This is a genomic window from Paracoccus sp. 08, from assembly GCF_024105395.1.
In the GTDB taxonomy this organism is placed as follows: Bacteria; Pseudomonadota; Alphaproteobacteria; order Rhodobacterales; family Rhodobacteraceae; genus Paracoccus; species Paracoccus marcusii.
Genome location: NZ_WEKR01000064.1, coordinates 1 through 22544, shown reverse-complemented (window position 1 = coordinate 22544; position 22544 = coordinate 1). Strand labels below are relative to the sequence as shown.

At 67.6% G+C, this 22544-nt stretch carries 24 protein-coding genes and 2 pseudogenes; 15 read left to right on the top strand and 11 right to left on the bottom strand.

Features of this window, described 5'->3' with window-relative positions:
- Positions 1-143 precede the first annotated feature (143 nt).
- The 3 genes from GBO37_RS14165 to map form a co-directional block, all read right to left on the bottom strand.
- Positions 144-1316: an ABC transporter substrate-binding protein gene (locus tag GBO37_RS14165; protein WP_252929684.1), complete on the bottom strand. Its 1173-nt coding sequence runs from the start codon at positions 1314-1316 to the stop codon at positions 144-146.
- On the bottom strand, positions 1313-1894 hold the full coding sequence (locus tag GBO37_RS14160) for an ANTAR domain-containing response regulator (RefSeq protein WP_252929682.1): 582 nt from the start codon (positions 1892-1894) through the stop codon (positions 1313-1315). The genes GBO37_RS14165 and GBO37_RS14160 overlap by 4 nt, the downstream gene beginning before the upstream one ends.
- A 103-nt stretch (positions 1895-1997) precedes the next feature.
- Entirely contained in the window at positions 1998-2747 is a 750-nt protein-coding gene (gene map, locus GBO37_RS14155) for a type I methionyl aminopeptidase (RefSeq protein ID WP_252929679.1), read from the bottom strand.
- Between the two features lie 118 nt (positions 2748-2865).
- Here map and GBO37_RS14150 point away from each other — a divergent pair, with 118 nt between their 5' ends.
- The 9 genes from GBO37_RS14150 to GBO37_RS14110 all read left to right on the top strand — a co-directional run bounded on the left by GBO37_RS14150 (position 2866) and on the right by GBO37_RS14110 (position 9820).
- Entirely contained in the window at positions 2866-3558 is a 693-nt protein-coding gene (locus GBO37_RS14150; protein WP_252929678.1) for a GntR family transcriptional regulator, read from the top strand.
- A gap of 37 nt (positions 3559-3595) precedes the next feature.
- Entirely contained in the window at positions 3596-4561 is a 966-nt protein-coding gene (locus tag GBO37_RS14145; RefSeq protein ID WP_252929676.1) for a TRAP transporter substrate-binding protein, read from the top strand.
- A gap of 51 nt (positions 4562-4612) precedes the next feature.
- Positions 4613-5113, top strand: coding sequence for a TRAP transporter small permease (locus GBO37_RS14140; protein ID WP_127899834.1), 501 nt, complete (start codon positions 4613-4615; stop codon positions 5111-5113).
- Positions 5113-6390, top strand: a complete 1278-nt coding sequence (locus tag GBO37_RS14135; RefSeq protein ID WP_045981853.1) for a TRAP transporter large permease — start codon at positions 5113-5115, stop codon at positions 6388-6390. Before GBO37_RS14140 ends, GBO37_RS14135 begins: the two co-directional genes overlap by 1 nt.
- A 10-nt stretch (positions 6391-6400) precedes the next feature.
- Entirely contained in the window at positions 6401-7015 is a 615-nt protein-coding gene (locus GBO37_RS14130) for an alcohol dehydrogenase catalytic domain-containing protein (protein ID WP_252929674.1), read from the top strand.
- Positions 7012-7317 (top strand): zinc-binding dehydrogenase, encoded by a 306-nt coding sequence (locus GBO37_RS14125; RefSeq protein ID WP_252929672.1) that lies wholly within the window; start codon positions 7012-7014, stop codon positions 7315-7317. Before GBO37_RS14130 ends, GBO37_RS14125 begins: the two co-directional genes overlap by 4 nt.
- On the top strand, positions 7308-7463 hold the full coding sequence (locus GBO37_RS14120) for a hypothetical protein (protein WP_252929670.1): 156 nt from the start codon (positions 7308-7310) through the stop codon (positions 7461-7463). The genes GBO37_RS14125 and GBO37_RS14120 overlap by 10 nt, the downstream gene beginning before the upstream one ends.
- Positions 7460-8677: a mannonate dehydratase gene (gene uxuA / locus GBO37_RS14115; protein WP_127899836.1), complete on the top strand. Its 1218-nt coding sequence runs from the start codon at positions 7460-7462 to the stop codon at positions 8675-8677. The genes GBO37_RS14120 and uxuA overlap by 4 nt, the downstream gene beginning before the upstream one ends.
- A 69-nt stretch (positions 8678-8746) precedes the next feature.
- Complete coding sequence (locus tag GBO37_RS14110) at positions 8747-9820, top strand: Fic family protein (RefSeq protein WP_252929668.1); 1074 nt, start codon at positions 8747-8749, stop codon at positions 9818-9820.
- Here GBO37_RS14110 and GBO37_RS14105 read toward each other — a convergent pair.
- The gene (locus GBO37_RS14105; RefSeq protein ID WP_046001498.1) at positions 9817-10995 is read right to left on the bottom strand and encodes a replication initiation protein; all 1179 of its coding nucleotides are present in this window, start codon (positions 10993-10995) and stop codon (positions 9817-9819) included. The two genes, GBO37_RS14110 and GBO37_RS14105, sit on opposite strands and share 4 nt — an antisense overlap.
- 506 nt (positions 10996-11501) lie before the next feature.
- On the opposite strand from GBO37_RS14105, the gene GBO37_RS14100 reads away from it, so the two are divergent.
- Positions 11502-12908 carry an AAA family ATPase gene (locus tag GBO37_RS14100; protein WP_045981848.1) on the top strand — a complete coding sequence of 469 codons (1407 nt, stop codon included), beginning with the start codon at positions 11502-11504 and terminating at the stop codon, positions 12906-12908.
- Entirely contained in the window at positions 12886-13995 is a 1110-nt protein-coding gene (locus GBO37_RS14095; protein ID WP_046001499.1) for a ParB N-terminal domain-containing protein, read from the top strand. Before GBO37_RS14100 ends, GBO37_RS14095 begins: the two co-directional genes overlap by 23 nt.
- A gap of 335 nt (positions 13996-14330) precedes the next feature.
- Here GBO37_RS14095 and GBO37_RS14090 read toward each other — a convergent pair whose 3' ends face one another.
- Positions 14331-15746: a M20 family metallopeptidase gene (locus GBO37_RS14090; RefSeq protein ID WP_252929666.1), complete on the bottom strand. Its 1416-nt coding sequence runs from the start codon at positions 15744-15746 to the stop codon at positions 14331-14333.
- A gap of 29 nt (positions 15747-15775) precedes the next feature.
- Positions 15776-15919, bottom strand: coding sequence for a hypothetical protein (locus tag GBO37_RS14085; protein ID WP_252929664.1), 144 nt, complete (start codon positions 15917-15919; stop codon positions 15776-15778).
- A gap of 144 nt (positions 15920-16063) precedes the next feature.
- Between GBO37_RS14085 and GBO37_RS14080 the strand changes: the two genes are divergently transcribed.
- Positions 16064-17020 (top strand): LysR substrate-binding domain-containing protein, encoded by a 957-nt coding sequence (locus tag GBO37_RS14080; RefSeq protein WP_252929662.1) that lies wholly within the window; start codon positions 16064-16066, stop codon positions 17018-17020.
- 10 nt (positions 17021-17030) lie between these two features.
- Positions 17031-18197, top strand: a complete 1167-nt coding sequence (argE, locus tag GBO37_RS14075) for an acetylornithine deacetylase (protein WP_252929659.1) — start codon at positions 17031-17033, stop codon at positions 18195-18197.
- Positions 18198-18213: 16 nt separating this feature from the next.
- On the opposite strand, the gene GBO37_RS14070 is transcribed toward argE, so the two are convergent.
- The 4 genes and pseudogenes from GBO37_RS14070 to GBO37_RS14055 form a co-directional block, all read right to left on the bottom strand.
- The gene (locus GBO37_RS14070) at positions 18214-19068 is read right to left on the bottom strand and encodes a DUF1206 domain-containing protein (protein ID WP_252929657.1); all 855 of its coding nucleotides are present in this window, start codon (positions 19066-19068) and stop codon (positions 18214-18216) included.
- A gap of 83 nt (positions 19069-19151) precedes the next feature.
- A complete protein-coding gene (locus tag GBO37_RS14065) occupies positions 19152-19589 on the bottom strand; it encodes a CBS domain-containing protein (protein WP_252929655.1) in 438 nt (145 codons plus the stop codon).
- A gap of 268 nt (positions 19590-19857) precedes the next feature.
- Positions 19858-20469 (bottom strand): annotated as a pseudogene (gene repB / locus GBO37_RS14060) (plasmid partitioning protein RepB); the annotation flags it as partial.
- A gap of 105 nt (positions 20470-20574) precedes the next feature.
- Positions 20575-21134: pseudogene (locus GBO37_RS14055) on the bottom strand (AAA family ATPase); the annotation flags it as partial.
- 213 nt (positions 21135-21347) lie between these two features.
- On the opposite strand from GBO37_RS14055, the gene GBO37_RS14050 reads away from it, so the two are divergent.
- Together GBO37_RS14050 and GBO37_RS14045 are read left to right on the top strand one after the other, a co-directional pair.
- Positions 21348-21575 carry an AbrB/MazE/SpoVT family DNA-binding domain-containing protein gene (locus GBO37_RS14050; RefSeq protein ID WP_252929958.1) on the top strand — a complete coding sequence of 76 codons (228 nt, stop codon included), beginning with the start codon at positions 21348-21350 and terminating at the stop codon, positions 21573-21575.
- On the top strand, positions 21565-21960 hold the full coding sequence (locus tag GBO37_RS14045; protein WP_252929653.1) for a PIN domain-containing protein: 396 nt from the start codon (positions 21565-21567) through the stop codon (positions 21958-21960). Before GBO37_RS14050 ends, GBO37_RS14045 begins: the two co-directional genes overlap by 11 nt.
- Here GBO37_RS14045 and GBO37_RS14040 read toward each other — a convergent pair.
- On the bottom strand, positions 21944-22544 hold a 601-nt coding region (locus GBO37_RS14040), incomplete at its 5' end, for a recombinase family protein (protein ID WP_252929651.1). The genes GBO37_RS14045 and GBO37_RS14040 overlap by 17 nt on opposite strands.

The window sequence follows — 22544 nt, the reverse complement described above, 5'->3', positions numbered from 1 at the left end:
CGGCCGGGGGTCAAACGCGGTGCGCCGTTGCATCCGCCTTTCCCCGATCATTCGCGGCGCCGGGGCCTCGGTCAAGCCTGCGGGGCGGGTCCGCTCCCCCTGCCCCGCCCATCGCCGCGAATTGCGCCAGCCTGCCCGCGAATTCAGCGCCGCGCGAACGCCGCGTCGAACCGGTGGCCGTCGAAGAACGCATCGGCGCCCAGAATCATCCGGCCCTGTTCGGTGGCCACCGGGGTCGGGGCGACCATCGCGCCCTCGACCTTGGCGGATGCCGCGGGCAGGTCGGCCCCCGCCTCGCGCAGGTGGCGGCGATAGAGGTCGGTGCGGAAACAGGCGGCCGCCCGCGCCATCGCCCATTCGGGATCCAGCCCGTGCCGCGCGGCCAGGCGCGCGCCCAGCATCGCGGCGATGCTGCGCCACGGGAACGTCGCGCCTTGCGCGTGAAAGCGGATGAAGCCCGGACAATCGCGCAGATCGCCCTCGGGCGTGACATGCAGGCGGCCCAGCAACCCGCGTTCGCACAGTTCGGGCGGCAGGTTCAGCCAGTCGAGGCGCGACAGGATCTCGGCCGCGGTGCCGCGGTTGCCGGGCTGGTCCAGCCAGCGGCCCGCCCGCCACAGCGCCCGCATCAGCCGGCCCGTGGGGTCGGGATGGCCTTCGGCAAAGGCGCGGGTCATCACCAGCCCCTTTTCCGGCGGCGCAGCCCAGATGGCAGACCCCGGCAGCAGCAGCGCGCCGACGCCGCGTTCCACCGCGCGCGACGCCCAGGGCTCTCCGACGCAATAGGCGTCGACCTCCTCGGCGGCCAGCGCATCGGCCATCAGGGGCGGCGGCACGGTATGGATGGACAGCCGCGCGGCCAGCCCGGTCCCGTCCAGCCAGTGCCGCACCAGTTCGGCCTGGGTCGAGAACGGGAACGGCACCCCCACCCGCAGCGGCCCCGGATGCGCGCGCGCCAAGGCATCGCGCGCCGCGCGCGGATCGCGGAAATCCAACCCGTGGCCCTGATCGCGCAGCCGCGCGGCGATGGCCCGCGACACGGCGATGGCCTGCCCGCCCTGCGACAGGACCATCAGCAGGTCCAGGTCGGGGAACGCCGGACCCAGCCCCAGCCCCTGCGCGATGGGCAGCGGCACCAGCATATGCGCGGCGACCACCGCCCCGGTGCCCAGCATGTCGCGGCATTGCGCCCAGCTGCCGGCGCGGACCAGGTCCAGGTCCAGCGCCTCCTCGGCGGCGAAACCCAGCTCGCGGGCGATGATCAGCGGCGCGGCATCGGTCAGCGGCACATAGCCAAGGCGCAGGCGGTCGGTCATGTCAGCAGCCCCGCCGCCATCACCAGCTGCTGGGCGATGTCGGCCACGCGGCGCTTCTGGTCCATCGCGGTCTTGCGCAGCAGGGCATAGGCCGCCTCCTCGTCGATGCCGCGCGCCTTCATCAGGATGGCCTTGGCGCGGTCGATGATCTTGCGCTCCTCCAGCGCGGCCTTGGTGGCGGCCAGTTCGGCGCGCATCTTGTGGAACAGGTGGAACCGCGCGATTGCCGCGTCCAGGATCGGCTTGATCCGGTCGCGCTGCAACCCGTCCACGACATAGGCGGACACGCCCGCCTCGATTGCGGTGCGGGTCAGCTGTTCGTCCGACCGGTCCACGAACATCGCCACCGGCCGGTCCAGCGGCCCCGAGGCCAGGGCCAGTTCCTCCAGCACGTCGCGCGACGGGTCGGCCACGTCGATCAGCACGATGTCGGGCTGCGCCTGCGCGATGCGCCGCGCCAGGCCCGTCTCCTCGGCGATGACGGTGATCTGGTGGTCGCCGGACGCGCGCAGCCCGTCGACGATCCTGATCGCCCGGTCCCGGTCGCGTTCGNCCACGATGATTGACAGCCGCTCCATCCCGCCACTGACGACCGCGCGCGGGGCGATGGCAAGCCCCGCCCGCCCCCGCCAGGGCCTGCCGGCGCGAACTGCCCGATCCGTGGGCAGCGGTCCGGGACGCTCAGTGCGGCAGGGTGACGATGANCGCGCCGCGCTCGGTCGCGACGACGGTGTGTTCGTATTGAACGACGGGCGCGCGGGGCTGGCTGAACAGGGTCCATTCGTTGCGCCCCTCGGCGGCGCGCATACCGCCGCGCGACAGGAACGGCTCGACCGTCAGCACAAGGCCGCGGTCGATGCGGCGGCGGTCGCCCTTGGTGGGCCAGGTCGCGATGACCTCGGGCGCCTCGTGCAGCGCGCGGCCCACGCCGTGGCTGGCCAGGTTGCGGATCAGCGTATAGCCGCGCGCCGCGGCAAAGCGGCCGATGGCGTTACCGATCCCGTCCAGCGGCCTGTCGGCGCCCACCTGCGCGATGCCGACCTCCATCGCGCGCCGGCCGTCGCGGCACAGCCGCTCGATGGCGGGCGCCACGGCGCCCACGGCAAAGCTGGCCCCGGTATCGGCAAAGAACCCGTCCTTGGAGGCCGACACGTCGATGTTGACCAGATCGCCCGCGGCGATCACCCGGTCGCCGGGGACGCCATGCGCGATCTCCTCGTTGACGCTGATGCAGGTCGCGCCGGGAAAGCCATAGCTGTCCTCGGGCGCAGGCACCGCGCCCGCGCGTTCCAGCAGGGCGCGGCCGATCCCGTCCAGCTCGCGCGTGGTCATGCCCGGCTCCATCGCGCGGGCCATCGCCTGCAGGGTCGTGGCCACGATCCGGCCGATGGCCTGCAACCCCTCCAGCTCCGCCTGATTCGTGACCGTCATCGCGCCCTCCGCCCTTGGTGCCGGTCCAGCATAGCGCCTGCACCCGCACCCGGCATCCCGAAAAGCCACTTTACTGGTATGGTAGTATAGTGTAGTGCTCGCGACCGAGGAGATCACCATGGCCACGCCGTTCCGCACCCGCCCCGAGCCGCTGCCCCAGACCCGCGTGAACGCGGCGTCGCAGCTGGCCGACCGGTTGCGCGCGGCGATCATGGACAACAGCCTGCCCCCCGACACCCGCCTGTCCGAGGTCGAGACCGCCCAGCAATACGGCGTCAGCCGCCAGCCCGTGCGAGAGGCGTTCATCGCGCTGGCGGGTCAGGGCCTGCTGGACGTGCGCGCACAGCGAGGGACCTTCGTGACGCGCATCTCGCTGGCGGCGGTGATGGACGCGCGCTTCGTGCGCGAGGCGATCGAGGCCGACATCGTCAAGCTGCTGGCCGTCGACCCGGACCCCGCGCTGATCGCGGACCTGGACACCCAGCTGACCCGCCAGATGGACCTGATCGGCGGATCGGCCCGCGATTTCATGGACGCGGACGAGCTGTTCCACCGCACCTTGGCCGAAGGCGCGGGCAAGGCCAGCGCCTGGCGCGTCGTGGTCGAGATGAAGGCCCAGATGGACCGCGTCCGGTTCCTGTCCAGCCGGCATTTCCCCGTCGACCGCCTGATCGACCAGCATCGCGCGCTGGTCGCGGGCATCCGGGCGGGCGATGCGCCGCGCGCCGAAGGGGCGATCCGCACCCATCTGCGCGGCATCCTGGACGACCTGCCCGTCATCCGGGCCGACTGCCCCGACTATTTCACCTGATCCCGGCGCCGCCGGACAATCCTTGGAGGAGGACACCATGACACCGACCCGCATGATCGCCATCACCCTGGCCGCCGCACTGACCACCAGCACCGCGATGGCCGCCGACGTCACGCTGAAGCTGGGCCACCTGGCCAACGAGGAGAACATCTGGCACAAGGCCGCCCTGCATTTCGCCGAGGAGGTCGCCGCCGGGACCGAGGGCCGGGTCGAGGTCCAGGTCTTTCCGAACGAATCCCTGGGCAAGGAGATCGACGTCATCAACGGCATGCAGCTGGGCACGGCCGACATGACCATCACCGGCGAAAGCCTGCAGAACTGGGCGCCCAAGGCCGCGCTGCTGGCACTGCCCTATGCCTACCGCTCGCTGGAGCACATGGACGATGTCGCCTCGGGCGAGATCGGCGACCAGATCGAGGCCGAGATCATCGCCAATGCCGACATCCGCCCCCTGACCTATTTCGCGCGCGGCCCGCGCAACCTGTCGGCCAACCGCCCCATCACCACCCCGGACGAGCTGAACGGCTTCAAGCTGCGGGTGCCCAACGTGCCGCTGTTCGTGACCGCCTGGCAGGCGCTTGGCGCGAACCCGACGCCGATGGCCTTCTCCGAGGTCTTCACCTCGCTGCAGAACGGCACGATCGAGGGGCAGGAGAACCCGTTGGCGCTGTTCCAGTCCGGCGGCTTCTACGAGGTGCAGAAGACCGTGAACCTGACCGAGCATGTCCGGTCCTGGATCTATCTGACCATCTCGGAGAACGCCTGGAACAAGCTGTCCGAGGACGACCAGGCCGCCGTGCAGGCCGCCGCCGACAGCACCCAGGCCTTCGAGCGCGAGCTGTTCCTGACCGACGAGAAGGAGCTGATCGCCGAGCTGGAGGCCGCGGGCGTGACCTTCGTCGAGGTCGACCAGCAGGCCTTCGCCGATGCCGCCCGCGACGCGGTGATCGGTGCCGTGGACGCGGACATCCGCCCGCTGGCCGAACAGATCTTCAACAACTGATGGCAGGGCGGCGGGGCGCACCCTGCCCCGCCCGTCCCCCGGAGACATCCCATGACACAGGCATTCAAGGGGTTGGAGGGGCTGTGCCGCCTTCTGATCCTCGTGGCGTTCCTGCTCTTGTCGGCATCGGTCCTGCTGCAGGTCTTTGCGCGCACCTTCCTGTCCACCGCCCCCGTCTGGACCGAGGAGCTGACCCGGTTCTGCCTGATCTACATCGGTGCCCTGGGCGCCGGTCTGGCGCTGCGCAGCGGCGACATGGTGAACGTCGACCTTCTGTGCGAAAGCCTGCCGGGCCGCTGGCCGTGGCGTCTGCGGCTGGTCAGCGCGGTGCTGACCGCGCTGTTCGCCGGCGGCCTTCTGGCGGCGGCGTGGCAATACACCCGCGTGGGCCTTCGCCAGACCGCACCCTCCCTGGGATGGCGGATGGATTTCCTGCATGTCACCATGCTGATCCTGTTCGTCACCCTTGGCCTGTGGGCGCTGATGCGCATCTTCGAGATGCTGACCGGCCGCCATGACGGACGCGCCATCCCCATATCGGAGGACCTGTGATGGGACTGACCCTGCTTCTGGGCGTGTTCGTGCTGGGGCTGGCCATCGGCCTGCCGGTGGCGGTGACGCTTGGCCTGTCGTCGATGGCCTATCTGCTGTTCGCGGACATCCCCTTGGTGGTGATCCCGCAAAAGATGTATGCGGGCATGGACAGCTTCGTGCTGCTGTGCATCCCGGGCTTCATCCTGGCGGGCAACCTGATGAATTCGGGCGGCATCACCGAACGCATCATCCGCTTTGCCAATGCGCTGGTCGGGTGGATGCGCGGCGGGCTGGCCCAGGCCAACATCGCGGCCTCCATGCTGTTCGGCGGCATCTCGGGCACCGCGGTGGCCGACGTCGCCTCGGTCGGCGGCATGATGATCCCCGGGATGAAGCGCGCGGGCTATCCCGGCGCGTTCTCGGCCGCGGTCACCGCGGCGTCGTCGACGGTGGGCCCGATGATCCCGCCAAGCGTGCCGATGATCATCGTGGGCTCGCTGTCGGGCATGTCGGTGGGCAAGCTGTTCCTGGGCGGGGCCATTCCGGGCATCGCCATGGGCGTGGCGATGATGATCACGACCGTCATCCTGGCCCGCAAGCACGGCTTTCCCCGCGAACCCTGGCAGGGGCTGCGCGAACTGTTCACCTCGTTCACCGGGGCGATCTGGGCCATCGCCATGACCGCGCTGATCGTGGGCGGCCTGCTGACCGGCATCACCACGCCCACCGAAACCGCCATCGTGGCCTGTCTCTATGCGATGCTGGTGGGCCTGTTCATCTATCGCGAACTGCCCTGGCGCGCGATCCCGCGCATCATCACCAACAGCGCCATCAGCTCGGCCGGCATCCTGGTGCTGGTGGGCACAGCCAACGTCTTCGGCTGGATCCTGGTGTCGGAACGCATCCCGCAGATGCTGGCCGACGGGGTGCTGTCCATCACCGACAACAAGTTCGTGGTGATCCTGCTGATCAACCTGCTTCTGCTGTTCGTCGGCATGTTCATGGAAACCATCGCGGCGCTGATCATCCTGTTCGTGCCGCTGCAGACGCTGGCCCTGGCCGTGGGCATCGACCCGCTGCACTTCGCGGTCTTCGCGGTGATGAACCTGATGATCGGGCTGACCACGCCGCCGGTGGGGGTGTGCCTCTTCGTGGCCGCCAACATCGCGCGCCTGCCGCTGTCGCCGGTGATCCGGGCGATCACGCCCTATATTGTCACCAACCTGATCATGCTGCTGATGGTCAGCTATTTCCCGCCGCTGTCCACCTGGCTGCCCAACCGCCTGATGCCGTAAGGAGGTCACCATGACCCAGACCCGATGCGTCCGCCTGAACGGCCAGGACGACCTGACCATCGCCGCCACCGATCTGCCCACCCCCGACCGGGGGCAGGTCCGCGTCGCCGTCCTGGCCGGCGGCATCTGCGGATCGGACCTGCATTACTGGCAGGAGGGCGGCATCGGCACGATCCGCGTGCGCGAACCGATCATCCTGGGCCACGAGGCCGCCGGCCGGATCGAGGCCGTGGGCCCCGACGTCACCCACCTGCAGGTAGGCCAGTTGGTCGCGATGAACCCCTCGCATCCCTGCGGGACCTGCGATTTCTGCCAGGCCGGGCTGCCGCATCACTGCATGGCGATGCGGTTCAAGGGCTCGGCGATGTATCTGCCCCACGAACAGGGGATGTTCCGCGACGGCATCACCATCGGCGCCGCGCAGTGCCACCCCCTGCCCGACACCGTCACCCCCGGCGCCGCCGCCTGCGCCGAACCGCTGGCCGTGTGCCTGCACGCCGCCAACCGCGCCGAGGCGATCGCCGGACCCCTTGCGGGCAAGACCGTCCTGGTCACGGGCGCGGGGCCGATCGGCGCGCTCTGCGTGGCGGTGGCCGCCTGCGCGGGGCCGCGACGATCATCGTGACCGACATCCAGGACGCCACCCTGGCCGTCGCGCGCCGGATGGGCGCCGACCATGCGGTGAACCCCGTGGCCGACCCCGATGGCCTGGCGGAATGGCAGCAGGACAAGGGCCGCGTCGATCTGGTCTTCGAATGCTCGGCGGCGGCATCGGCCATCCGCGACGCGGTGGCCTGCCTGCGCCCGCTTGGCGCGCTGGTCCAGGTCGGCGTGGCGGGGCCCACGCCCCTGCCCCTGAACCTGATGGTCGGCAAGGAGATCCTGTTCATCGGTTCGACACCGAATTCTCCGATGCGGTGGGGCTGATCGGCACCGGCGCCATCGATCCCCGCCCGATCATCACCGCCACCTTTCCGATGAGCGACGCCGAAACGGCGTTCCGGACCGCCGCCGACCGCGCGCGGTCGGTCAAGGTGCAACTTTCCTTTGCTGAAGAAGAGACCCAATCATGAGACAGACCTGGCGCTGGTTCGGACCCAAGGACCTGGTGTCCGTCGACGACATGCTGCAGGCGGGCGTCCAGGGCGTCGTGACCGCCCTGCACCACGTCCCCACCGGACAGGTCTGGCAGCCCGACCAGATCGCGGACCGCCAGGCCCAGCTGGCCGTGATGCGCGACGGCGCGCCCTCCGGCCTGGCATGGGAGGTCGTCGAGAGCCTGCCCGTATCCGAGGACATCAAGCGCCAGACCGGCGACTGGCGCGCCCATATCGAGGCGTGGAAGACCTCGATGCGCAACCTGCACGCGGCGGGCCTGCGGGTCATCTGCTACAACTTCATGCCGATCCTGGACTGGACGCGGACCGACCTGGTCTATCGTCTGCCCAACGGCGCGACCTGCATGCGCTATGACGCGATCGACTTCGCGGCCTTCGACCTGTTCATCCTGCAGCGCCGCGGCGCGGCCGACGACTATGCCCCGCAGATCGCCGAAACTGCCCGCGCGCGGCTGGCCACCATGTCGGACGACCGGCGCGAACAGCTGACCGGCAACGTGGTCTTCGGCCTGCCGGGTGCCGCCGAACGCATGACCCTGGACGACGTCAAGGACCACCTGGCGCGCTATGACGACATCAGCCCCGACCGCCTGCGCGCCCATCTGGTCGATTTCCTGGCCGAGGTGACGCCCCTGGCGCAGGAGCTGGGCATGCGCCTGTGCTGCCACCCCGACGATCCGCCGTTCCCGCTGTTGGGCCTGCCCCGCATCATGTCGACCGAGGCCGATTATCGCGCCGTCATGGATGCGGTGGACCTCTCCGCCAACGGCATCACGCTGTGCACCGGATCGCTCGGCGCGCGCGCCGACAACGACCTGCCGGGCATGATGGCGCGCTTGGGCGACCGGGTGCATTTCCTTCATCTGCGCAACGTCGCGCTGGAGGAGACCCATCTGGGCGGGTCCTTCCACGAGGCCGCGCATCTTGAGGGCAACACCGACATGGTCGCGATGATCGCCGCCATCCTGGCGGAGGAGACCCGCCGCCGTGCAGAGGGCCGCGACGACTGGCAGATCCCCTTCCGCCCCGATCACGGCCAGGACATCCTGGATGACCAGTCCCGCAAGGCGCAGCCCGGCTATCCCGCCATCGGTCGCCTCAAGGGCCTGGCCGAACTGCGCGGAATCGAGACCGCGCTGTCCCATCCGCTGGTGGCGCAGCGCGGCTGAGGTGATTGGACGGGTTATTCGCATCATGAAACGCCTTGTCATGATGCGAATAACCGCCATAATCCCCTCATGCAGATCTGGGAAAGCCCTGCCTGGCCCAATTTCCGCCACGACCCCTCCCTGACCGAGGGGCGGCTGGCGGCGTTTTCCGCACGCCTCGGCGCCATCACCGGCCTGCACCACGCCCTGACCCCCGACGAACGGCGCGAGGCCTTCCTGCGCGCGGTCACGACCGAGGCCGTGTCCTCCTTCGCGATCGAGGGGGCCAGCCTGCCCGCGGCCCAGATCCAGGCCTCGGTCGTGGCCTCGATGGCGCATCGGGGTGCCGAACCCGTGCGGCGCAGCGACGCCATCGCCGACCTGATGCTGCAGGCCCGCGCCGGGGGGCCGCCCTTGGACACCCCCACCCTGTGGCACTGGCACCGCCTGCTGTTCCACGGGCTGGAGGTCGAGGACAAGGGCCGCTGGCGTCGCTTTGCCATGGTCATCACCCGCAGCGCGACCGCCGGCCGGGACGAGGTCCTCTATGCCGCGCCCCCTGCCGACCGCGTCCCCGCGATGATGGACGATTTTCTGACAGCCCTGCAGACCGACGACCGCCCCGCGCCGATCCGCGCGGCGCTGGCGCATCTGTGGTTCGAATCCATCCACCCCTTCTCGGACGGCAACGGGCGGCTTGGCCGGGCGCTGGTCGAACATGTCTTCGCCCGCGACGGGGCCGCCCTGCCCTTCTCGCTGTCGCGCCAGATCGAGGCCGACAAGCGCGGCTATTACGCGGCGCTGCAGGCCGGGCGGCAGGTGGTGGGCGCGGCGATCGACGCCACGCCCTTCGTGCTGTGGTTCCTGGACCGGCTGATCGCGGGGGTCGACGATGCGGTCACGGACGCCCGCTTCCTGGTGGCGCGCAACGCCTTCTTCCTGCGCCACCGCCCCCCGCCGCGCGCCGAACGCGTGCTGCGCCGCCTGTTCGCCGAAGGCCCGGCCCGCGTGGCCCAGGGCATCTCGGCCGCCCCCTACGGGCGCATCGCGGGCGTCTCAGCCGCGACCGCCACGCGCGATCTGACCGACCTGGAGGCCGCCGGAATCCTGCGCCGCGGCCCCGAAGGCGGCCGGTCGACCCGCTATCTTCTGGTGATGGCCTAGCCGAACAGGCCCGGCGACATGTCCTCCCAGAACGCCCCGATCCGGGCGGCGTTCAGGGGCGACATCCAGCCGTGGCGCTCGAAATCGGCGCGCGCGGCGCGGTCGGTCAGCTGGCTCAGGAACAGCCGCCGGTCGGCGTCGCGCTGCGTCGGGGTGCGCTGGCGGATCACCTCCAGGATGCGGCGCAGCCGTTCGGCCTGCGGGTTGGGCGGTTCGACCGTCACCGGGTCGGGCGTGCCGAAATCGCCGTCCAGCGCGGCGCTGAGATAGCCCACCTTGCTGACCACGTTCCGCCGCGCCTCGACGTAATCCAGCTTGGCCGACACGACCTCCTCGCCATGCGCCGACAGCCATTGCCGCGCCAGCCGGTCGCTGACCCCAAGCGCGCGCAGCCGGCCATAGACGGCGCCGTGCCGCGCCCCCTCGCCGTCGTCCATGTCCAGGATCGCCAGCTGCGGGTTCTCGGTGATCAGGAACCGGATATGGGTGACCGCCCTGCCCTGCTTCTTGGTCTCGGGCGTCAGGATGATGTTCGAGGTCTTGTTCACCTCGGTCACGGCGGGCTTGATGATTTTGGCGTTCAGCTGCTTGAACACCTCGTAATAGGCCGACCCCTCGACCCCCATCAGCCGCCGGAACAGGTCCAGCGGCCACCACCCCGTCGAGCCGGTCCGCACGAAGCGATAGCAGTTCTCGTACAGCGCCAGCGCATGCCCGGAGGTGAACCGCCGCTGCATGTTGAGGTTGATCAGCGCAAAGACCTTGGGATCGTGCAGCTTCTCGGCCAGGGCCGGGGAATAGGCGTATTCGCAGATCCCGCCCTTCAGCTTGGCATAGCTCAGCAGGCTGGACACGCCCCATTCCTGACGCCCCTTGTCGTCCAGCATGTCCCATTCCGCAACGGTCTCGACCAGCCCGCGCAGCGACTGCTTCAGCGTGTCCATGTCGTTGCTGTTGTACCCGATCATCAGGCACAGGGTCCGCGCGTCGATCTGATGGCTGGGCCGCGACATCAGCGTGTCATAGGCGTTCAGCAGCAGCACGTTGGACAGCTTGCGCTGCAGCAGCGTCAGCTTGCCCGACACGTGGATCGCCGCCACATGCTTCTTGACCGCACCGCGCCTGAGCGCGCCGGACAGCTGGTCGCGGGGGATGTCGTCCATGAGGTCTGCCATTGTCCTGCCTGTCCCCATGCTGCCGCAAAAGGCACCCTGCGGCAACAGCCTTTCAGGCACCCTTGCCGCGACTGCCGCGATCCCGAAGACGGGCACCTTGCAACGCAGGCGTCGCACTAAGGCACCCGTTTCCGGGACGGACACCCCTGGCAAACCGTGCCCCGTGGGCTTTTTCTGCCCCAAACAGGCCCCTCCCGTTCCTCGGCACCCCTCAACCCGAGAATCGGCGCCCCTCCCCCTGTTCCCGGGCACCCGTCATCCCGGATAAGGGTCCCCTTCGTCCCGCATATGGGTCCTGAACTGCCTTCAGGTCATTGAAATTATGATATTTCCTTACCGCAAAGACTCTAAAGTCTCTAAACAAGATACAAGCTTTAGGGGGCTGCTTTTTCTGATTTAGGAAGGGTTTCGCGGCGAAACCGGGCAATTTTGTTCCCAACCGGGGGATGATGTGCGATAGAAAGTGCAGTACGCCTCGGAACACGATACATCGCAGCAGGAACGAGATGTCAGGCAAAGAGCCGCTTCCCCCCTATTTCAGCATAGACCCCGCCCGTGCCGCCAAGCGCCTGTCAGAGCCGATCGGCACCGCCCGATTCGCCAAGGCCGCGGCGTTCGCCGCCCGTGGACGACAGGACCTGGCAGAGCGCGGATATGCCCCCGACGGACGCAAGCGCCTGCGCCGCTTTTCCACCTGGGAGATCTGCCGTTATCTGATCCCCGTCGCGACCGCCCATTTCCGCCGCGTGCTGCGCAAGAACCCCGACCTGCCCCAGGGCGTCGGCGAGGGCAACTCCAAGTGGTTCACCCTGGATGACGTCCTGCGCCTGCGCGACCACTTTGCCCAGGAGGGGGCCGCCGACCGCGAATACCGCCCCTGGCGCCCCGAGGGCCTGCCGGCCAAGGTGCTGGCAGTGGCGAACTTCAAGGGCGGCGTGGGCAAGACCTCGACCGCGGCGCATCTGGCCATGTCGGCGGCGCTGGACGGCTACAAGGTGCTGGTGATCGACCTGGACAGCCAGGGCAGCATGACCTCGATCATGGGTGGGCAGGTGACGGATGAATGGTCCACGGCCTTCCCCTTGCTGGCCAAGGACTATGCCCTGGCCCTGCAGGACGAGAACCGCGTCCGCGAGGCCCGCGGCCAGCCCCCCCTGCCCTTCGACGAGACCCTGACCGAGGCGCTGAAGATCGGCGCCCGCGACCTGATCCAGAAGACCCACTGGCCTAATATCGATCTTCTGGGCGCGCAGCTGAACCTGTACTGGGCCGAATTCCAGGTGCCGGTCTGGCGGATGGGCCTGCGCGGCTGGCCGCTGTGGGACGCGCTGTCGAACGGGCTGACCCATGACGGGGTCGTGGACGACTATGACATCATCATCATCGACACGCCCCCTGCCCTTGGCTACCTGACGATCAACGCGCTGGCGGCCGCCGACATCCTGCTGGTGCCCTTGGGGGCAACCTTCTTGGAGTTCGATTCGACGGGCCGGTTCTTCGACATGCTCTATTCGACCTTCGCCAGCGTCGAGGATGGAGAGAACACTGCCCGCCGCCGCGACGGCCTGCCCGAGATGCGGTTCGAATGGGACGCGGTCCGGGCCATCATCACCCGCTTCGAGGCCGGTCAGCAGACCGACCTGGCCAACGTGATCCAGGCCTATTTCGGCGACTTCATGACGACCTATCGCCAGGAGCTGACCGCCATGGTGGGCCAAGCCGGGGAACAGGTGAATGGCATCTACGAGGCCGATTACCGAGAGTTCAACCGCGACACCTACGTCCGCGGCCGCGAGACGTTCGACCGCACCTGGGCCGAGGTGAAGGAGCTGATCCTGGGGGCCTGGTGGCGCGATCTTCAGATGGAAAAGCAGGAACAGGAGCAGACCGATGGTCAAGCGCAGACGTCTTGAAGCCCCCAGCACCGATGACCTGACCCGCATCGAGGCGGAGTTTCGCAGCGAAACCTTCGACCGCGCCGCCTCGGTCCGAGGCATCGCGCCGATCGCCCAGGTCGCGGCCGACAGCGCGTCCCAATTCCAGCCGGACGGGGCGGACAGCCGCGCGGCGCGTGCCCGCGCCGAGGCCGACGCCGCGCGTCTGCATGCGGCGCAGGACAGCGGCCTGCTGATGGTCGACCTGCCGCTGGAGCAGATCGACGAGGACGCGATGATCCGCGATCGCATGACCATGGGCGAGGCCGAGATGCTGGAGTTGCGCCAGTCGATCGCCTCGCACGGGCTGCGGCTGCCGATCGAGGTCTTTGCGCTGGAGCAGGAGGGCAGGGCGGGCCAGCGCTATGGTCTTCTGTCGGGCTATCGCCGGCTGCTGGCCACGCGAGGGTTGCGCGACCTGACGCAGGCGGACAAGTACGCGACCATCCGGGCGATCGTCCGGCCCCGCGCCGATGCAGGCAACGCCTTTGTCCAGATGATCGAGGAGAACGAAGTCCGCGAGAACCTGAGCCATTTCGAGCGGGGGCGTATTGCGGTCATCGCGGCGAACCATGGAGCCTTTGCCAATACCGAAGATGCCGTCGACAAGCTGTTCGGCAGCGGATCGAAGGCAAAACGGTCCAAGATTCGATCTTTTTCTCTTATATTTGAAGAGCTTGGCGACATGCTGCAATTCCCCGAACAGCTGACCGAGCGTCGCGGGCTGCAGCTGGCGACCGCGCTGCGCCAAGGGGCCGAGAGCCAGGTTCGCCAGGCTCTGTCCCATGCTGCCCCCGAAGATGCGGATGCAGAATGGGCGGTAATCGAACCGGTGATCCGGCAGCAGGATCAGGGGGTCCGCGACCCGGGACGGGGAGGGCGCCCCAAGCGCCCTGCGACGGCCCATGGCTGGCTGGACGACAAGACCCTGCGGACATCCAGCGGGGTGACGATCCGGCGGTCCAGCGACAGCAGGGGGCACCTGCTGCGCCTGGAGGGGGCTGCCCTGACCACCGAACTGGTGGACAGCCTGATGCTGGAGATACGGGCGCTGCTAGAGCGCTGACGGTTTCGTGGCGAAACCGGCCAGCCGGAAGTTCGGGCAATCGCGGTAGGGCAGGGGGGGTACGGCTGCGGGGCAGTGGGCACTTACGGGCAAGACTTCAGGTCGCCGCGGGGTTGTGTCCCTAGGGCGTTGTAAAGGCGCCGATTTATCAGTGACGAAGCCCATTTCGACGGCACGGTGTCGTGACGCAGACCGAACAGTGTCATTCGCCGCGTTCACCGGCCACGGTGCTTTAACCCTTACTCCCATGTGTCTTCACCCGGCTGGTCGGGAACCGGCGGGGCGAAGATTATGACGGGTCGTTGCCGCCGCCGGTTCTGAGGCGGCGGTTGGCGTCAGAGGCCTTCGACCGGGGGGCGGGTCTCGGGCGGGATCGGGCAGCGATAGGGGTGCTGGGCCAGGTGGTCGGCATGGGCGGCCCTGGCCGCCTGGATCAGCGCCGGGTCGGTAAGCGCCGCATGGGCGGTCGCGGCCATGACCTTGGCGGCGTGCAGCATGCCCTTGTGCGCGGCGGGGGCCTTGCCCTGGGCGGTCTGCTGCCAGCTGTGGAGCGCGGTGCCCACCGCACAGGTGGCGACGCGGGCCTGGACGGTGGGCACCGCCCAGCTGACATCACCCACGTCGGTCGAACCCATGCCGCCCATGAAGGGCCGATCCAAGGGGGCGATGAAGTTGCACAGCGGCAGGTCGTAGTCGGGCTTCATCGCCAGCCTCTTGAACGTGTCGGCGATGTCCTCGCGCGACAGGCTTTCGCGGATGGCGGTGGCGAAGGCCGTGTCATCCGCGTCGAAGGGGACGGGGCCCAGGGCCTCGAACTGGGCCTGCATGGCGCGGGACAGGGGCAGGTTCTCGGTCAGGTTGGACACAGCCGAGAACACGCGCGAGGTCACGGTGGTGCCCGACATCAGGGCCGCCCCGTCGGCGATCTTGCGCACGCGGTCGACCAGCGACGACAGGCCTGCAAGGTCCGGGCTGCGGATCAGCTGGCGCACGGTCGCCTTGGCCTGGACGACGTTGGGCGCGATGCCGCCGGCGTCCAGATAGGCGTAATGGACCCGCGCCGCGTCGGGCATGTGTTCGCGCATGTAGTTGATGCCGATGTTCATCAGCTCGACCGCGTCCAAGGCCGACCGGCCCAGCTCCGGCGCGCCCGCCGCGTGGGCGGCCTTGCCGTGGAAGGTGAAGTCGATGCGCGTGTTGGCCAGGGACCGCATGTCGTCGACCGCGTTGAAGCTGGCCGGATGCCAGGTGATGGCGATGTCGACGTCGTCGAACAGGCCGTCGCGGACCATGTAGGTCTTGGCGGCGCCGCCTTCCTCGGCCGGGCAGCCGTAGTAGCGGACGCGGCCCGGCACGCCGTTGGCCTCCAGCCAGTCCTTGACGGCGGTGGCCGCCGACAGCGCGGCCGAGCCCAGCAGGTTGTGGCCGCAGCCATGGCCGAAGCCGTGATCGGCGATCTGGCGCGGCTCGGCCAGACCGGGTTCCTGGGACAGGCCGGGCAGGGCGTCGTATTCGCCCAGGATGGCGATGACCGGGCCGCCCGTGCCCGCCTCTCCCATGACGGCGGTCGGGATGCCGGCCAGGTTCTCGGTCACGCGGAAGCCCTGATCGCGCAGCATCCGGGTGTGGGCGGCGCAGGATTTGACCTCGCCATAGGCCAGTTCGGGCGTGTCGAACACGGCATCGGCCAGGCCGGTGAACTGGGCGGCGCGGGCATCGACCAGCGGCCAGAGGGGGTTGTCGTTTCGCATCGGGCGTTCCTTCGTTCAGAGGCAGTCGTTCAGGTGACAGGCGGACAGCCGGCCGGGTGCCACCGCGCGCAAGGCAGGGATATCAAGGCGGCTGCGGTCATGGGCATGGCGGCGGCGGGGGCCAGGCCCGCCAGAACGATGCCCGCGGCCAGGGGCAAGCCGAATGCTTTCATCGCGATATCCTCTCTGCTGGTGATGCGTGGATCGGTCACCCCGAAGTTGTTCCCCGGTGGTGCAATCCCGCTTGGCGATCAGGGTATGATGCGATAATCAGATGTCAATCGCGAATATCGATGCGTTTTTCTCATAGGGTGGCGATGGAACCGGATGACACTGCCGCCGACCGGGATCGCCGGTCGGAAATATCCCTGCGCGAACTGGAGGTTCTGCAGGCGCTGGTGGCCAATGGCACCGCGATCAGCGCGGCGCGTCGGCTGGACATCTCTCAGTCGGCGGTCAGCCGCAGGCTGGCGCAGCTGGAGGAGCGGCTTGGCTTCAAGCTGTTCCTGCGCACCAACGGCCGCCTGGTTCCCACGATCGAGGCCCTGTCGCTGAGCGAGCAGCTGGCGCCGGTGCTGGAGACGCTGGCCCGGCTGGTCCATCGCGCCGACCGGCCGCAGGGCGCGCATGAGGGAACGCTGTCCATCGTGGCCCCGCCGACCATCGCGCACCGGTTCCTGCCAAGCCGGATCGCGGCCTTCAAGCGGGCCAATCCGGGCTGCCAGATCACCTTCGACGTGCTGGCCAGCGACAGCCTGCTGACCGGCATCGCCGAGGGTCGGTTCGATGTCGGGATGAGCGACAGCACCGTTGCCCATGAAGGCATCACATCCGAGCTGCTGCTGGAAACGCAGGCAATCTGTGTCCTGCCGCGCGACCACCACCTGGCCGCGTTCGAGGTGATCCGCCCCGAGGATCTGCACGACGAGCCGTTCATCGCCCTGTCGCGCCGCCATTCCAGCCGCGCCGCCATCGACCGCCTGTTCGACCGCGCGGGCCTGGCCCTGCGGATCGAGCTGGAGGCGTCGACCAACGTATCCGTCATCCAGTTCGTGCACGAGGGTCTGGGCGTGTCGCTGTTGAACCCGTTCCCGCTGGTCCACCAGATGGCCGATCAGGTGGCGATGCGCCCCTTCCTGCCCGCGATCCGCTACAGCACGCATTTCCTGCTGCCGGCCAGCCGGGCGCCCTCCGCGGTGACGCGGGCCTTCATGCAGGACGTCACCGACAGCCTGGACCGCGCCGCCTATCCGACCCCCACCGCCCTGCGATAAAGGAATCCCGATGCAGACCCCCACCAGCCAGCAGATCCTGGCGCAGCTGATCGCCTTTGACACGACCAGCCACCGCTCCAACCTTGCGCTGATCGACCATGTCCGGGCCTATCTGGCGGAGTATGGGGTGGACAGCCGGCTGGTCATGGATGCGACCGGGCAGAAGGCCAACCTGTGGGCGACGATCGGGCCCGCCGATCGGCCGGGGGTGATCCTGTCGGGCCATACCGACACGGTTCCGGTCGAGGGCCAGGACTGGGCCAGCGACCCCTATGCGCTGACCGCGCGCGACGGGCGGCTGTACGGGCGGGGCAGCTGCGACATGAAGGGGTTCCTGGCCTGCGTGCTGGCCGCCGTGCCGGACCTTGTGGCGCGCGATCTGGCGCGGCCCGTGCATCTGGCGTTTTCCTATGACGAGGAGGTCGGCTGCGTGGGCGTGGTCGGCCTGCTGGAGATGCTGCGCGACGAGGGCATCCGCCCCGCCCTGTGCATCGTCGGAGAGCCCAGCTTGATGCAGGTGGTGATCGGGCACAAGGCCAAACGCTCGATGCGGGTGACGGTGCGGGGCAGGGGGTGCCACTCCTCGCTGGCGCCGCAGGGGGTGAATGCGGTCGATTACGCCGCCCGGCTGGTGGTGCGGATGCAGGACATCGCGGCCCGGCTGGCGACCGAAGGCGGGCGCGACGCCGATTATGACATCACCCACAGCACCGCCCATACCGGCACCATCCGCGGCGGCACGGCACTGAACATCGTGCCCGACCTGTGCACGCTGGACTGCGAGTTCCGGGTGCTGCCGCAGGAGGATGCCGACGCCCTGGTCCAGGAGCTGCGGGATTACGCCCGCGACGAACTGGAACCGATGATGCGGCGCATCGCCCCCGAGGCCGGGATCGAGATCGAGGTCTTTGCCCAGTTCCCCGGCCTGGAGACCCCGCCCGACGCCGAGGCCGTCACGCTGGTCAAGCGCCTGACCGGCAGCAACGGCCATTCCAAGGTCGCCTTCGGTACCGAGGGCGGCCGCTTTGCGGAGATGCTGGGGGTGCCCACGGTGATCTGCGGGCCCGGCGCGATCGCCCAGGCCCACAAGCCCGACGAATATATCGAGCGGTCCCAGCTGGACGCCTGCGACGCCTTCCTGGGGCGGCTGGCCGATTGGGCGACGCGAGGGGCGTGACGCCGCCCGCTGGCCGTCAGCGCGGCATCAGCTTGGCGGCCAGCGTCTGGACGTCCGGCCCCGAAACCTTGGGCACGATCCGATAGGCCGCGTTCACGAAGCAGAACAGCGCGAATCCCAGCAGCCCCAGGCAGACGCCCGTCACCAGGATCTGGCCATAGACCTGCCCCGACAGCCAGGAGAACGCCTCTCCGGTGCCGCCGGCCTGCTGGGGGTTGGCCTGCCAGGCCGCGAAGCCGAACAGCAGGCCCACCACGCCGACCACCACGCCATGCGCGATCAGCCCCGCCTTGAGCACGGGGTTCCAGCGGGTGGTGACCGGGTTGGCGCGCAGGTGCTGGCGGTATTCGTTGGTCCAGCCCTGGCGCATGTAATGCACGCCCGCCCCGATGATCAGCACCGCCGCGGCCCCGATCAGCCAGCGGCCGCCGGGCCATTCCATGACGGTGCGGACATGGCCGGGAATGCTGGACCCCTCGCCCGAGCCGTCCCCCGACCCGCCCCCCGTACCGCCGCCGAACAGAAGCGGAAAGACGGTCGCGCCGATCCCCAGGTGGATCGCGCCGGTCACCAGCATGCCGATGCGGGCGACGATGCCCTTGGCGTCGCTGCCGTAATCCTCGAGGTCGAAGGCCGCGTCCAGCACCCGCCACAGCGCGTAGGCCAGCATGCCGATGAAGATGACGAACAGCAGCACGCCGCCGCCCCAGGTCGTGTCCAGCCATCCCAGGGCCGAGGACGTGTCCTGCGCGCTGCCCCCCCGCCAGATCGAATAGAGAGAGATCCCCGCGACGGCCAGATAGACCAGCCCCTTGCCGATATAGCCTGCCCGCATCAGCGGCACGGCCCAGCCCAGCTTGCTTTCGGTCATGTTCGTCGTTCCCGTTCCGGTTTGTGCCGAACCTACCGCAGGTCCGGGCGGCCGCGTCAAGCGATTGGCCCGAAAACCCGCCGTCAGCCCCCCGGCCCGCGCGGATCGTGTCGGGCAAAGGCGCTGATCAGGTCGGTGCGCGTCACCACCCCCACCAGCGATGGCCCCGACAGGACCGGGACGGCGTCCACGTCGCCCTCGGCCATCAGGGTCAGCAGATCGCCAAGCGGCGTGTCGGCCCGCGCGGTGGGCATGTCGGCCCGCATCAGCGCGCCCGCCAGGCCCGCGGGGCGCACATCGGTCGCGATCATGTGGATCTGGAAGATCATGCCCAGATAGCGCCCGTCGGGCCCGGCAACGGGGATCGAGGTGAAGCGGTGGCGCCGGAACAGCGCCGCCACCCGTTCGGCCGGGGCGTCGAGGCCGACGGTCACCAGGTCGCGCGACATGATCGTGCCCGCCGTGACCGTCCCGACCCGCTGCGCCGCCGCCTGCAGTTCGGCCGCCCCCATATGCTGCATCGCGTTCCTCTTCCACTCTCATCGTGATGTCTGCAGCGCGTAGCGCGAGAGGACGTAGGTCGAAGCCAAAAGCACGGTCAATCTGGCCTGATGCGCCTCAGCGCGCAGAGGTCGCCCGACAAGACGTTGTTGACAGCTGCCAACCAAAGCCGCTATTTTCGAGGTGCGAGTTCGAGAAGCGGCCCTTCGGGATGTATGTCCTGGGGGACTTTTCTTTTGGTCTTTCCCGTCGTGCCATCCTTGATTGTTTCTACTCGTCTTCTTGCCGCTATTGGTTCTTGATTGACCAATCCCGGTGAAGGTCTTCAATGTGATCAACTAACCAGTCGGCAAACTCTCGGCCTTGGCCGGACAGTTCGATCACAATTTTTCCTTTTAGTTTCCCAGCATGACCGAGTGCGCCTCCGTCTGCTGATTGCAGGGCACGCGTGTTAGTTGCCGGCTTCGGCGGTGCCAATTGTGCCAGAACGGCGAGAAAGCGTGCGTCAGAATCCGGGCCTTTGGCGGCGGCAATCAGGGCTTCAGGTGAATGACCTCGGGCCTTCTCAGCCAGTGCCATCCAACGGTCCCGCCCTGCATTCGGTGCAGCGCCAATGGCGCGAATTAGCCCCTTTGGTAGGGCATCAACGATCGTAAGCATTCGGGAAATCAGTGTTTTATCGACTGTCAGGGCGTCGCAAATTACCTTGCGGTCGAAACCACCCTGCTGCATCTGGGCGGCGAAATTCGCCTTTTCGATAAAACTAAGATCTTTACGCGCAGTGTTTTCCTGACCTTGCGCAATGACCAGATCGCGGTCGTTCAGAGTGCGGATCATCGCCTTGACTGGCAGCCCCAGCTCTTTCAGGGCTTGTACACGCCTCCGGCCAAAAACTATGTCGAAGCGCCCTTCTTAGGTCGCGCTGTGGCGGAGTAGAACTGGCACCTGTTGCCCGTATTCCGACAGTGAGACCTTAAGGGCTTCTATGCCTTCGGGGTCTGTGTCTACCCGACGCAGCGGCACTGGATCGTCATAGCGGATGGCGTCGTTAAGGGTGCCGCCGTCGAGCAAATCAAATTCAGGCTGGAAGCCGTGGAGCGTTGAAAGACTGGCCTGCGCGTCGAGATCAATGCCAAGCACTCGGTAGCCATAAAGTGCCAGCTTTTGCGCCAGATGCGCGGCAGTCGTGGTCTTCCCTGACCCGACCTTGAAGTTGATTACTGCAATGACCTGCATGTGGTCACCCGTGCGCCTTCCGGGCAAGTATGTTCCCGGACTTTTTGCCCCTTTCTCCAGCATTTCGCGTAGTGCTTGAATGTCGGCGGGCGAATAATAGCGCCGCCCCCAGCCCGCGTTTCGGGCGAAGGGCCGCGCCCGTCCAAGTTTAACTTGCGAAGATATGCATCTTTTACCCCAAGCAGGTCTGCAACCTCTCCTCACGTAAACTTACGCAACTCCTGACGTGCATCAGGTGGGAACAGCTGAGCGCGATGCGCTTGTAATCGCTCTGATAGGCGTACAGCGTGGTCGCCAACCAGCTGGTCGATCCGTTCTTTGGTTCTCATGCTGAATCTGCGTATCTTGTTACGCTTTTTGGCGACTTATTATCTTTTTTCCGTATACAAAACCCAATCTATCGATTCCTGCAATAGATTTCGACATATCTGAGTTCGGGAAATTGAGTGTAGTCGCCGCGGCCCGGCCCAGTCCCGCCACTTGCGCGCGGAACCCATATGATCTACATCCTAATGTGGATATACATCACGCTGGAGGCAAAAATGCAGATTGCAAAATGGGGAAACTCTTTGGCTGTTCGCCTACCTGCGGAGCTTGTGCGGGAAATGGGCCTGAAAGAGGGCGATCAGATCGACCTAGTGCAGAACGACGGCCCCCTCACAATTCAGCGCCTGCCTCGCGCCGATGAGGTGTTAGAGGGTTTACGTCGCTTTCGCGGCAGGCTGGCTGCGACCGAACGGCTAGGTCGCGACGCTGCGCATGAGCGGTGAGTTCGTCGATACGAATGTCATTCTTTACCTACTAGACGATGGCTTCAAGGCCGACCAAGCCGAAGCGATCCTAGCACGGGGCCCGCGCATCAGCGTGCAAGTTTTGAACGAGGCAATGGTGAATTGCCGTCGCAAGGCTGGACTTGACTGGGACGAAACTGCCAGTTTTCTAGCCGGAGTCCAAGCGCTTTGCTCGGTTGAGGATGTGACCTTGCGCACTCACGAGGTCGGTCGCGCGCTGGCTGAGCGTTACGGGTTTTCGGTGTATGACGCGATGATCGTCGCCGCGGCGCTTATCGCCGGCTGCACTACGCTCTGGACTGAAGACATGCATGCGGGGCTGCTGGTCGAAGGACAGCTGCGGCTGGTTAATCCGTTCGCTTGATCGCTTTCGCGGACAGCATCCCCAGCTTCTCAGCCTGTTCCAGCAGCATCTTGACCGACGAGGGCTGCCACGTTGTCCGCCCGCGGGGGGTGCGCTCACGCATCGCCTCCAGGCGATCGCAGATGGCCTGGAGGGTGATCTGGGGATCAGCCCCCTTTATCGCAGCCACGATCGCCGGCAGACGGTCGTCGCCTACGCGTCGGGCGGCACGCCCGAGGACCTCCTCGGGCAGGAAGCCGTCACGAACATAGGCCCGCACAGCCCTCAGGAGCCGCGGCTGTGTCCATTGTCGGTTCGGGGGCAGGGATGCATTGATGATCCGCAGGATATCCTCCCAGGCCATGTGTGGGCGCAGCCTGCGGACATGGGGAACCCAATCCGCTGCAGTCTTGGCAACGCGCTCCATGTAGCCGTCATGCCGCGCCAGGCGTACCTTGCGAAGCGCCTCCGGGTTTCGGGAACGCAGCCCGGGATTTCCGCCAATGCGGCCTTCGAGACGTGCGCTGGCTAGTCCCGCTTTTGTGCGCTCACGGATCAGGGCCCGCTCGAACTCGGCCGCCGCCCCAAGCACCTGAAGCGTGAAC

Coding starts and splice junctions, on each gene's coding strand:
- GBO37_RS14065 (WP_252929655.1), bottom strand. CDS start 19,589: ATGCAGCATATGGGGGCGGCCGAACTGCAGGCGGCGGCGCAGCGGGTC.
- GBO37_RS14050 (WP_252929958.1), top strand. CDS start 21,348: ATGCAGATTGCAAAATGGGGAAACTCTTTGGCTGTTCGCCTACCTGCG.
- GBO37_RS14045 (WP_252929653.1), top strand. CDS start 21,565: ATGAGCGGTGAGTTCGTCGATACGAATGTCATTCTTTACCTACTAGAC.
- GBO37_RS14100 (WP_045981848.1), top strand. CDS start 11,502: ATGTCAGGCAAAGAGCCGCTTCCCCCCTATTTCAGCATAGACCCCGCC.
- GBO37_RS14095 (WP_046001499.1), top strand. CDS start 12,886: ATGGTCAAGCGCAGACGTCTTGAAGCCCCCAGCACCGATGACCTGACC.
- GBO37_RS14090 (WP_252929666.1), bottom strand. CDS start 15,746: ATGCGAAACGACAACCCCCTCTGGCCGCTGGTCGATGCCCGCGCCGCC.
- GBO37_RS14070 (WP_252929657.1), bottom strand. CDS start 19,068: ATGACCGAAAGCAAGCTGGGCTGGGCCGTGCCGCTGATGCGGGCAGGC.
- GBO37_RS14165 (WP_252929684.1), bottom strand. CDS start 1,316: ATGACCGACCGCCTGCGCCTTGGCTATGTGCCGCTGACCGATGCCGCG.
- GBO37_RS14150 (WP_252929678.1), top strand. CDS start 2,866: ATGGCCACGCCGTTCCGCACCCGCCCCGAGCCGCTGCCCCAGACCCGC.
- GBO37_RS14140 (WP_127899834.1), top strand. CDS start 4,613: ATGACACAGGCATTCAAGGGGTTGGAGGGGCTGTGCCGCCTTCTGATC.
- GBO37_RS14105 (WP_046001498.1), bottom strand. CDS start 10,995: ATGGCAGACCTCATGGACGACATCCCCCGCGACCAGCTGTCCGGCGCG.
- GBO37_RS14085 (WP_252929664.1), bottom strand. CDS start 15,919: ATGAAAGCATTCGGCTTGCCCCTGGCCGCGGGCATCGTTCTGGCGGGC.
- GBO37_RS14135 (WP_045981853.1), top strand. CDS start 5,113: ATGGGACTGACCCTGCTTCTGGGCGTGTTCGTGCTGGGGCTGGCCATC.
- uxuA (WP_127899836.1), top strand. CDS start 7,460: ATGAGACAGACCTGGCGCTGGTTCGGACCCAAGGACCTGGTGTCCGTC.
- GBO37_RS14130 (WP_252929674.1), top strand. CDS start 6,401: ATGACCCAGACCCGATGCGTCCGCCTGAACGGCCAGGACGACCTGACC.
- GBO37_RS14110 (WP_252929668.1), top strand. CDS start 8,747: ATGCAGATCTGGGAAAGCCCTGCCTGGCCCAATTTCCGCCACGACCCC.
- GBO37_RS14145 (WP_252929676.1), top strand. CDS start 3,596: ATGACACCGACCCGCATGATCGCCATCACCCTGGCCGCCGCACTGACC.
- GBO37_RS14080 (WP_252929662.1), top strand. CDS start 16,064: ATGGAACCGGATGACACTGCCGCCGACCGGGATCGCCGGTCGGAAATA.
- argE (WP_252929659.1), top strand. CDS start 17,031: ATGCAGACCCCCACCAGCCAGCAGATCCTGGCGCAGCTGATCGCCTTT.